A 10404-nucleotide genomic window follows, 5' to 3' on the forward strand; every position below is an offset into this window, starting at 1 on the left:
GACTTTTAACCTTCTATGGTTGTATTATTGCATTAATACAAAAGCAATAGGAGGTTTTTCATGTTTTTGAAATCAAAAAAATTTCCCCATATTCAAATCATTCCCAAAAATAAAAAATGGCTCATCATTTTTCCCCTTATTTTGTTGGCAGCCATCATTGGAGGCCATACCTTTTATTTAAAGCAGCATCCAAAGCTAACCTCGGTCAAGGCAACCTCGCTTCGGCGCACCAACTTAACCCGGACCGTCACCGCCGATGGCTATGTGGCTAGTCAGACCACGCGCCAGGTCAGCGATACTTCCGGACAACAGGTGCAATACATTGATGTCAGTTTAAACAATAACGTGAGCCGCGGCACCCGTTTATGCACCCTTTACAATGCGGAGACACGTCGCACGACCGGTGTTTATGCCCCAATTGCCGGCACCATCACCCATATTGGCGCCGTTAAAGGCGCTCCTGCCAACGGCGAACTTTTTACCATTCAAAACACCGGCGATCTTAAAGTAATCATGCAAATCAAACAAGCCGATATTGCCAGTGTAGCCACCGGCAAAGCGGTTACCATTACTGCCGAAGGCACCAATCGGCAACATTACCGAGGCATCGTCGCCAGCATTTCGCCCGCCGCCGAGGGAAGCGAATCAATCGGCAACGCGGCAACGGCAAACAGCAATAACGACACCACCGGAACAGCTGCTAAAGACAGTTCGGCGACTTTTGAAGCGAGCGCCAACATCAACCGGCCCATCGACGGACTGCGCATCGGCATGAAAACACACCAGGAAATCATCGTAGCCACACATCAAAATGTGCTCTCCGTTCCGTTTGATGCGATCACAAAAAATGAAAAAAATGCGGATGAACTCTTTTACGCCACCAAGAAAAAGGACGGCACAGCTGTGGTTCATGCCCTGCCGGTAACCCTAGGCCTTCAATCTGACTCACACATCGAGGTACAGAGCGATCGCCTGCGGGATAACATGCTCATCATCCTCAATCCGGCGAAATTGTCGGACGGCCAGCGCGTGCGCATTCAGCATTAAGGAGACAATATGGTAAATGCTTCAAATACAAAGCGACCACCTGTCATCCAGATGGCGCGCATTGTCAAGAAATACTTTATCGACACACCCAATGAATTGACGGTCCTGAACGATGTGGATCTAACCATCTATCGGGGCGAATTTGTCGCCCTCGTCGGCCCGTCGGGCTCCGGCAAATCCACGATGATGAACATCATCGGCGCACTGGACCGTCCCACCTCTGGCACCTACACCCTGGACGGGCTGGTGATGGACGATGTCGCCGACAAAAAACTCTCGCAAATTCGCAATCAAAAGATCGGCTTTGTTTTCCAATCTTTTAACCTTATCCCACGCACATCGGCTTTAAGCAACGTTGAATTGCCCATGCTTTACGGACAAACCAAACTCCAGGCACGTCACAAAAGAGCTAAAGCCTTGCTGGAATCCGTGCAGATGAGCGCTTGGGCCGATCACCATCCCAACGAGCTTTCCGGCGGGCAAAATCAGCGTGTGGCCATTGCCCGCGCCATGGCCAATGATCCGCCGATTATTCTAGCGGATGAACCCACCGGCGCGCTGGACACCCACACCGGCCGCATGGTCATGGATATTTTTCATCATCTCCACCGCCGGGAACAGAAAACCATTGTGCTGATCACCCACAATACAGAGCTTGCCGAAGAAGCCGAACGCGTCGTTACCATCAAGGACGGATGCATCATCGGCGACCGTCCGGGCAGCCAGTCGAAAGGAGGCCGTGCATGAACCTGCGGGAAAATATCGGTCTCGCTATCAACAGCCTGAAAAACAATAAATTACGATCAATTTTGACCATGCTGGGCATCATCATCGGCATTGCCTCCGTTATCGCCATTGCTTCCATCGGCTCCGCTATCAGCAGATCGCTCAGCCAATCCCTGCAGGATATTGCGGGAAAATCCATCGATGTGAGCGTTGAAGCCCGAAACAGCGAAGCAGCCACAGAACCCCGATCTGCAGATTTAATCACCCAGGATATGCTGAAGGCTTTTAAAACCAAATTTGCCGGGCGCATTCAAGATGCCGGAGTCTATACTGCGGGGGGCAGCGGCCATCTCGACGATCTTCGCCATAGCAAAGTCACCCTTTCCGGCGCCAACACCGGTTATTTACATTTTCGCGGAGTCAAGCTGATTTCCGGACGTTTTTTCTCCAACGACGATATCGACAACACCCGCTCGGTGGCCCTTATATCTCATTCTCAGGCGCTTAAAACCTTCGGACATGCGGATCCCGTCGGCCGACATGTCACTGTGAGCGGCAATACCGCAACCAGCGATTTTCGGATCATCGGTGTTTATAAAAACGCTAAAAGCGATCAAAATCCCTTTTCATCCAATATGTCAAACACTGCTGACACCGTCTATATTCCGGCGACCATGGCCGCCAATCTAAGCGGTACAACCGCCAACTACGGTGAAATGATTGTTACCGTCCGATCTGATGCGAACACAGAATCGCTCAGCAAAGATATCCGCCAGTGGTTTAACACCCGATATTACGCCAACAATACAGAATTTCATATCGGAACCATCAACATTGAAAAAGAAGCGGATCAGATCAATCAGCAGATGAACACCCTTTCGACCGGCATTGCACTGATCGCCGGCGTTTCCCTTCTGGTCGGCGGCATCGGTGTCATGAATATTATGCTTGTTTCCGTCACCGAACGCACCCGGGAAATCGGCATTCGCAAGGCTCTCGGTGCCAGCAACGCCGATATCCGGATGCAATTTATTATCGAAGCGATCATCATTTGCATTATCGGCGGACTGATCGGCATTACTGTCGGCGGCGGCCTCGGTGCCTTGGGCGGCATTCTTCTTCACATTAAAGTCTACCCTACACTGTCGTCAATCATTACTGCTGTGCTCTTTTCCATGGGGATCGGCATTTTCTTCGGTGCGTATCCGGCTGGCAAAGCGGCCAAGCTTAACCCCATAGACGCACTGCGCTACGAATAGAGCCTCTCAACAATAGACTTACAAATAAAAACTCCGCCAGTTGGGAGCGGAGTTTTTTGTTGAATTTTTATTGTAATCGCCGACTATCGAATCACTTGATTGTGAATATCCTGCATTTTGCGATCCGTCTCTGCAATGGTGTCCGCACATTCTTTTAACGCTGCGGCCGTCACTTCCGGAACCACTTTACTCGCCGATTTATAGCGCAGCTGATGTTCAAGGCTGGCCCAGAAATCCATGGCGATTGTACGAATCTGCACTTCCACCTTCACCGGCTGCTTATGATCCGACAGAAAAATCGGAACCTTGACCACGATGTGCAGGCTGCGGTAACCGCTGGGCTTGGGATTTTTAATATAATCCGTCGTTCGCAAAACTTCAAGGTCATCCTGAGATTTTAACAATTGACTAACGGCATAAATATCCTCGATATAAGGGCAGACCACGCGCACGCCGGCAATATCGTTTAAATTTTCAACTGCGGAATCCACCGAGATCGGATAGCCCTTTCGCCCCAATTTTTCGACGATGCTCTTCGGCGATTTGACCCGAGAACTCATGGTGTGAATCGGGTTGCGTTCATGCAGACTTTGAAATTCATCATTTAAAATTTCCAGCTTCGTGCTGATCTCTCGAATGGCCGATCGGTAGACCATCTGCAGATCAAACATTTCTTTCAAAAGATGTTGCGCCTGTTTATGCGGATCCAGCTCACTATCATTGGCAATAATCGTCGGATCGACATTTTCCAAAATTTCGAGCATCGGGGTTTTATCGGTTATTTTTTCATTGAGCATACAACTCCTGCTTCCCTGTTAAATCAAATTCTGAGGATTGCCCTCGAGCCAGTATCGAACATTATCGAAAACAATTACGGCCCGCTGATAAAGGGCTTCCTTTGTGGCGTATGCCATGTGCGGTGTCAAAATACAATTCGGTGCTTTAAGCAACGGATGGTCCACCGGCAATGGCGGTTCTGTTTCAAATACATCAATACCCGCTCCGGCGATGCGGTGACTGCTCAAAGCATCAGCTAATGCCTGATAATCCACCAAAGGTCCCCGTGCTGTATTGATAAGAACCGCATCCGATTTCATCAATTGTATTTGACTTTCGCCAATCAAATGGGTCGTTGCCTTTGTCATCGGCACATGAAGGGAAATCAAATCCGCTTCGCACATCAAGGTGTCCAAATCGGTATAGCAAACCCCAAGAGCTTTGGCTTCTTCTTTCTCTGTGCGGTTAAACCCTATGAGGTGACAACCAAAAGCCTTCGCCAGTCGAGCCACATGCAAGCCAATGGCCCCTGTTCCGATAATGCCAAAAGTTTTTCCCGATAGCTCTCTACCCATTGCAAAGGCTCCCGATCCATGCCGAAGGGTACGATCCGAAAAGGAAATTGTTCGAAATAGATCGATGGCAAGCCCCACCGTCAGTTCCGCCACAGCTACCGTAGAATACCCCGCCGCGTTACAGATTGGAATCTTCCGCTCACGCAGATACTCCACATCCACATGGTCCACCCCGGTGAAGGCAACATCCACCATCTTCAGCACGCTGCAATGGGACAGGACATCGCGGCGCAGAGGTTGATTCGCCAAAATAATGACGTCTGCATCACAAACCCGTTCAATCAGCGCCTCAACTGTTGCCGCACGATTCGGATAAGCCACGATTTCATGGCCATCTGCGCGAAGCAACATTGCCAACGCTTTGAAAGCGTCTTTGCTGATTCCCAATGGCTCCATTATTACAATCCTCATTTATCGACCTTTCATACATCTATTTAATCTTTCTGTTCATCATCAAAAGCACCATCTGATGTATGCCGTTCCATCATAATTTGCACAGCTGCACCGCAATGGCCTCGAGACATTAAATTGCGCTTGATTCGTGCCTTGAGCTCCCATCCATGATATCCCTTTCGACTTTGCATCCGGTAATATTTTGCATAATCCTGCTCAAGCTTCGCCGAATCCATCTCGTTTTGTTCATCAACATCCTGGTCCTCTTCCCGATTGATCTGAGCCAAAAGCGGGCGAATGGTTTCAAAGGCAAAACCTCGTCGCTGCATCCATGCCGCTATTTTTTGCTTGCGCTTAGCATCGATAACTGTGCGATATTTGTCGTTTGCAGCCTCAAAGGCTGCAAGCGCATTTTTCATCTCATCGTCTTCGGAGATATAATCTTCCAATGTATGCAAGGATTGTTCAGACACCCCTTTGCGTTTGAGTTCCCAGCGCAACCGTGACTTTCCGAAATGTTTATACAATTGATTTTCTTCGCATACCCGCGCGATATAAGCTTGATCATCCACGTAACCATAACTTTTCAGCTCTGCCATGCAAGCCGCGATTTCTTTCGCCGTATAATTTTTTTTCCCCAAATACTCAGCCATCTCCTGCTCTGTACGGTCGCGATAGGATAAATAATCCATCGCCACGTCAAAGGCAAGCCGGCGCTGATTGTTTTTTCTTTGTTTCGTCTCCGGAGCGTTATTCGCGATGCGACTTACTTTTCCCTGATCGTCCACGATAAATTTCTGCCCCATCAAATCCTCCTTTAAAAAATAAAATTGATCGTTTGAATGGGTTTACTTCTTTTTAATTATGATATATCATTTTCCCAAATTCAAACTTTAATTGAATCGAGGTCTCTATGCAATCCACCATTACTTTTCCGGAAGTCGAATCCTTCTCTTTCTTCCGCGATCTTTTAAACGATCCGATTATGGACCTTTTCCGAAAGCTCGCCAAGGATTATCAGTCGCAACCTGGCAATACGGTGCTGATCCAAGATGATTATTTTAAATTGAAGGCCGCCCTTCTGGCCTACAGTTTTGATAAAAACGAAGCCTATCAATATGCTAAAACACCTTGGAAAGACTGGATCGTCGCGGCTATCATCGGCGATGATAACCCCTTGGGCCGACTTTTCGAGCGCGGGATCATTCAGAAAAACCATCCTTTCAGAGGGAGCATGCTGGCAGATTTTCAAATTCTGATGCGCTTGTACCATTTTGATTGGCAAACTTTTTTAGCATTCACCGATCTGGATGAAAATAATATTTTCGACGCTGTTATTTTCTTTCCCATACCCCCTCACGACACCATCGCCCGTGCTTTTGAAGCGAAAGATATCGATGTGATTTTCACTGCTGTCAACCATTATATTCACGATTACGGCCTGGGTATTTTTGAAAATAATATTTGTTTTAAGATCGACGACACCGGCGTATTGGTCCCCATTCCCGCGAGAATTTATAAATCGATGGACGACCTCGTCGGCGTCGAGCGTCAAAAAAAGGAATTAATTCAAAACACCAAATCCTTTATCAACCATTATACCGGTCTGAATGTTTTGCTTCAAGGTGATATGGGCACCGGAAAATCCACGATGATCAAAGCCCTTCTCGAAACCTTTAAAGGCACCAAACTGCGCATGATCGAATTCAAAAAGGATCAGATCGGGGCCATTCCCGGTGTCATCGCTACCATTAAAGACCGCCCTTATCCCTTTATTCTTTTTGTCGACGATCTTTCTTTTGATGACAAAGAAGATGATTTTAAACTATTTAAAAATATTCTGGAAGGATCTCTTGAAGATAACCCTCAAAATGTTTTGATCTATGCAACGTCCAATAAGCGACATTTGATCACGGAAACCATGAGCGAACGCAACGACGCTATTCATCAGCGGGATGTGATCGAAGAAAAACTCAGTCTGAGTTCCCGCTTCGGATTGGTGATCCCTTTCACCGCGCCGAATCAAAAAGAATATCTCAGCATTGTGCATCAAATGGCTGCGATCGCCGGCATTAGCATCGATCCCAAAGATTTGGACCGAAAGGCCATCCAATGGGAATTGCGGCATTTGAATCGTTCCGGACGCACCGCCGAACAATTCATCAATTATCTGCTGATTCACAAAAATTAAGCCGCCAACGCCTCGAGCATCTGTTTGGGGCGTTTTCTTTCGCACGTTTTTTTCGTCATCATGTCTTTTTAAACACTTTTTTGCTGCATCTTCTCCAATTTCTGCCTTTATTATAGACGTTTTCAATGTTACATTACTAATGGATTCAAGCGGATTTATCGTTTTGCGAAGAAGAGGCTGCAATGGATTATCAAAATTTAACCGCAGAAAGCGTCATTCCCTATATTAAACAGGAGACCAAACTTTTCCCGGATAATGCTATTTTAAAATCTTACGAAATCGGCATCAATGGCAGTGCGGCCGACGGCGACGGCTTTATTAATTTTGTTTTTCGCGTATGGGACGAAGCCACCAATCGCTCTGTAATTGTCAAACAGGCCCGGAACTACGCCCGCACCTTTGATACTGCCCGCGACATTCAAATGCGGTATCTTCCGGAACGCAATACCATTGAAGCCGAAATTTTGAAAATCAAGTACGCCATCACCCCGGAATATATTCCGGAAATCTATCGGGTGGATGCCGCCAATCATCTTTATATTTGCGAGGATTGCAGCGACCTCAAAATTCTCCGTTTTGAAATGATGGCCGGTCACGCCCCGGAAAAAGTCCCCTATATGATCGGGGAACTCGTGGCCAAAAATAATTTTTACACCTCAGAACTTTATTTATCGCCAGATCTCCATCAAAAGCTCACGGCGCGCTTTGCCAATCCCGAGATGCGCAATCTTTTTGAAACGATCCTCTTCCTCCACGACGAACACCCACTGGGGGATCCCCACAACGATCCAAACGCCGATCCAATTCGGCTGGCGATGGGTGACATTCCGTGGAAAAGCCACGCATTCCGCACAGAGATGCTCAAGCTTCGCCATATCTATATGGCCAAATCCGAATGCTTAATTCATTCTGACCTTCATACATCCAATATCATGATTGACGATGACCACCTCAAAACCATCGATATGGAATATGCTTTTGTCGGGCCCTGTTCGGCTGATGCCGGCTATCTGATAGGCAATTTCATCTATGAGTACCTGCGCTGGTTTTATATTGATGATGCCGATCATGCGGGAACAGCCAAGCATATGCGCCACCAAGCTTTGCATTATATCCGGATCTTCCTCGAAAGCTACCGCAAGGTCTTTAAAGATTGCTGGCAAAAGGATGTTCGCCTCACTTATCGCGGTTTTGGCGACTATTGTGATTATTTGTTGGAACAATTCTTTCACGAATCCATTGGTTTTATCGGCTGTCAGATCATGAGCCGTGTCGGCGGATGTGTTCCTCTGCCGGATTTTGATACGTTACCCAGCCGAAAAGACCAATACGAAGCTTGCCGCATCAGTCTGATCATCGGCCAGTACCTGATTATGCACCGCGACGAGCTCAATTCCATCAACACTTTGATTGACACAATCAAAACGCTGACCATCCAAAGCCGTCTGCTCTTTAAAAGGGCGGATGCCCGGTAATGCATTAAAAAACCGCTCATTCATGAGCGGTTTTTTAATGTTTTTCTCTAATTTTCATTTTTTGCTTCGATATTTCGCAAATTAATCTTTTCCGCCACCACCAGATGTTCGTGAAGCAAAACTGCCAACGCTTCTAAATCACAATCATAGATCATCTTCAGTATCTGCTGGTGTTCCGTTAAGGTATCGTCGATGCGCCCCGGCTGTTTAAACGACATGACGTTCAGCCAGAAAATTCGATACATAAAATTCCGATAGACGGCAAGCATCGATTCGTTGTGCATCGATTGAATCATTGATCGGTGAAATTCGTAATCTTTGCGGGCAAAAGCTTCTGCGTTTCTGTTCCCGTTAATGATCGTCACCTGAGCCTTCACCTTTTTTTCCAGTTTACGCAAAAAGAATTGACCGTCTTCCGTACCCTGGTTGGCAATCAAGTGCTTGAGGCAATAAAATTCTAGCGCTTCACGCATTTGATAGGTCTCTACAATATCTTCCCGCGTCATCAAATGCACCTGAAATCCCTTGCTTGGCAATACATCCACATAGCGCTCCTGCTCCAAGCGCAACACCGCATCCCGAAACGGCGTCCGCGAAATTTCAAACTGGCTTGCCATTTTATTCAGCGAATAGATCTCTCCGGGCTCAAGTTCCCCGTTTTTAATCATTTCTTTAATCGTCTCGTAGGCTTTTTCCTGTAAAAGATAATTTGCTTTCATCACTTCATCCGGTCCTCGTTTTTTGCTGATACCTTATTATAGGCTGTTTTGCGGCGCCAGACAAGTTTTGTGTGGTATAAATCCCGCGAATATTGACACAATCCATCTAAAATACGCTACAATAATAAAGATCATCATTTCACACAACTACAACTTGGGAGGCCCTATGATTGCACTGCTGCTTTTTAAACAAATTTTCGTTCTCTTTCTCATGATGAGCATGGGCTGCACCATTGTTAAGTGTCGATTTTTAAAATCGGACGACAGCAAAATTCTGTCGACGATCTGCCTGTATCTGGTCGTCCCCTGCATGCAAATCAAAGCCTTCCAGGTTCACTACACAGACACTATCCGCAACGGGTTCTTACTATCACTAACCGCCGCCGTGTTCATTCATATTTTGCTCTTTGCCATCACCTATGTCTTTAAGCGGCCCCTTCATTTAACAGATGAGGAAACGGGCAGCATCCTCTATTCCAATGCCGGCAATTTGATCGTCCCGCTGGTCACAGCCATTTTCGGCGCGTCCTGGGTGATCTACGCTTTGGCCTTCATGTTTGTCCAGAGCATTTTGCTTTGGTCTCATGGCAAAACCATGATGCAGCGGCAAAAAAAATTTAACCTGCTTCAGATTTTGGGTAATATCAACATTGTCGCTACGCTTATAGGTGCTGCGCTCTTTTTCTGCCAAATCGAATTGACCGGCATTGTTGCCGACACCATCTCCGGCGTCGCTGCGATGATCGGGCCCATCTCGATGATCGCCATCGGTATGATCTTGGCCAATGTTCAATGGGGCAAGCTTTTCACCAACCGCCGTATTTATTGGATCGTTGCATTAAAAATGATTGTTCTGCCGGCCATTATTCTCCTGATATTAAAATACGCACCGCTTCACACTTTGCTTCCCCAAGGCCGGATGATTTTGCTGGTCAGCCTGCTGGCTGTGATTGCCCCATCCGGTGCCACCATTCCGCAGATGGCCCAGCTTTACGGCCGCGATGCCGATTATGCCAGTTCTATCAATGTCATCACGACCTTAATTTGCATCGTGACCATGCCCTTGCTGACTTTGCTTTATCAACGATAGATCAAATTACTTCCATTAAAAACATCCCGACTGTTTGATATGTACCCAAAATCCTGGACACATCATTGGAACCTAGGTTAGCAATAGATGGATGTTCTCCTGTATTTTACAGGAGGCATCCATTTTGTTTTGCTCTGGATCCGTTCGTTATT

At 46.9% G+C, this 10404-nt stretch carries 10 protein-coding genes; 6 read left to right on the top strand and 4 right to left on the bottom strand.

From position 1 onward, the window contains the following. Positions 1-60 precede the first annotated feature (60 nt). Genes V3C63_RS08865 through V3C63_RS08875 form a run of 3 tightly spaced genes read left to right on the top strand, consistent with a single transcriptional unit; the run spans position 61 to position 3032 of the window. Positions 61-1047, top strand: a complete 987-nt coding sequence (locus V3C63_RS08865) for an efflux RND transporter periplasmic adaptor subunit (protein ID WP_329887431.1) — start codon at positions 61-63, stop codon at positions 1045-1047. A 9-nt stretch (positions 1048-1056) separates the two neighbouring features. Beyond that, positions 1057-1794 carry an ABC transporter ATP-binding protein gene (locus tag V3C63_RS08870; RefSeq protein WP_329887432.1) on the top strand — a complete coding sequence of 246 codons (738 nt, stop codon included), beginning with the start codon at positions 1057-1059 and terminating at the stop codon, positions 1792-1794. Beyond that, positions 1791-3032: an ABC transporter permease gene (locus tag V3C63_RS08875; RefSeq protein WP_329887433.1), complete on the top strand. Its 1242-nt coding sequence runs from the start codon at positions 1791-1793 to the stop codon at positions 3030-3032. Before V3C63_RS08870 ends, V3C63_RS08875 begins: the two co-directional genes overlap by 4 nt. Positions 3033-3115: 83 nt before the next feature. Here the strand turns inward: V3C63_RS08875 and V3C63_RS08880 are convergent, their stop codons facing one another. The 3 genes from V3C63_RS08880 to V3C63_RS08890 are packed head-to-tail and all read right to left on the bottom strand — an operon-like array spanning position 3116 to position 5583. Continuing rightward, positions 3116-3829, bottom strand: a complete 714-nt coding sequence (locus tag V3C63_RS08880) for a GTP pyrophosphokinase (RefSeq protein ID WP_329887434.1) — start codon at positions 3827-3829, stop codon at positions 3116-3118. 18 nt (positions 3830-3847) lie between these two features. After that, positions 3848-4795, bottom strand: a complete 948-nt coding sequence (locus V3C63_RS08885) for an NAD(P)-dependent oxidoreductase (RefSeq protein WP_329887435.1) — start codon at positions 4793-4795, stop codon at positions 3848-3850. 23 nt (positions 4796-4818) lie between these two features. Beyond that, complete coding sequence (locus V3C63_RS08890; protein WP_425355370.1) at positions 4819-5583, bottom strand: regulatory protein RecX; 765 nt, start codon at positions 5581-5583, stop codon at positions 4819-4821. 107 nt (positions 5584-5690) lie between these two features. Between V3C63_RS08890 and V3C63_RS08895 the strand changes: the two genes are divergently transcribed. Together V3C63_RS08895 and V3C63_RS08900 are read left to right on the top strand one after the other, a co-directional pair. After that, positions 5691-6968 (top strand): ATP-binding protein, encoded by a 1278-nt coding sequence (locus tag V3C63_RS08895; protein ID WP_329887437.1) that lies wholly within the window; start codon positions 5691-5693, stop codon positions 6966-6968. Between the two features lie 182 nt (positions 6969-7150). Continuing rightward, positions 7151-8443, top strand: coding sequence for an S-methyl-5-thioribose kinase (locus tag V3C63_RS08900; RefSeq protein WP_329887438.1), 1293 nt, complete (start codon positions 7151-7153; stop codon positions 8441-8443). Positions 8444-8490: 47 nt separating this feature from the next. On the opposite strand, the gene V3C63_RS08905 is transcribed toward V3C63_RS08900, so the two are convergent. Then, on the bottom strand, positions 8491-9162 hold the full coding sequence (locus V3C63_RS08905) for a GntR family transcriptional regulator (protein ID WP_329887439.1): 672 nt from the start codon (positions 9160-9162) through the stop codon (positions 8491-8493). Positions 9163-9328: 166 nt separating this feature from the next. On the opposite strand from V3C63_RS08905, the gene V3C63_RS08910 reads away from it, so the two are divergent. Beyond that, positions 9329-10252: an AEC family transporter gene (locus V3C63_RS08910; protein ID WP_329887440.1), complete on the top strand. Its 924-nt coding sequence runs from the start codon at positions 9329-9331 to the stop codon at positions 10250-10252. Positions 10253-10404 lie beyond the last annotated feature (152 nt).

Origin of the sequence: Pseudoramibacter faecis (genome assembly GCF_036289405.1) — a bacterium.
Lineage (GTDB): Bacteria > Bacillota > Clostridia > Eubacteriales > Eubacteriaceae > Pseudoramibacter > Pseudoramibacter faecis.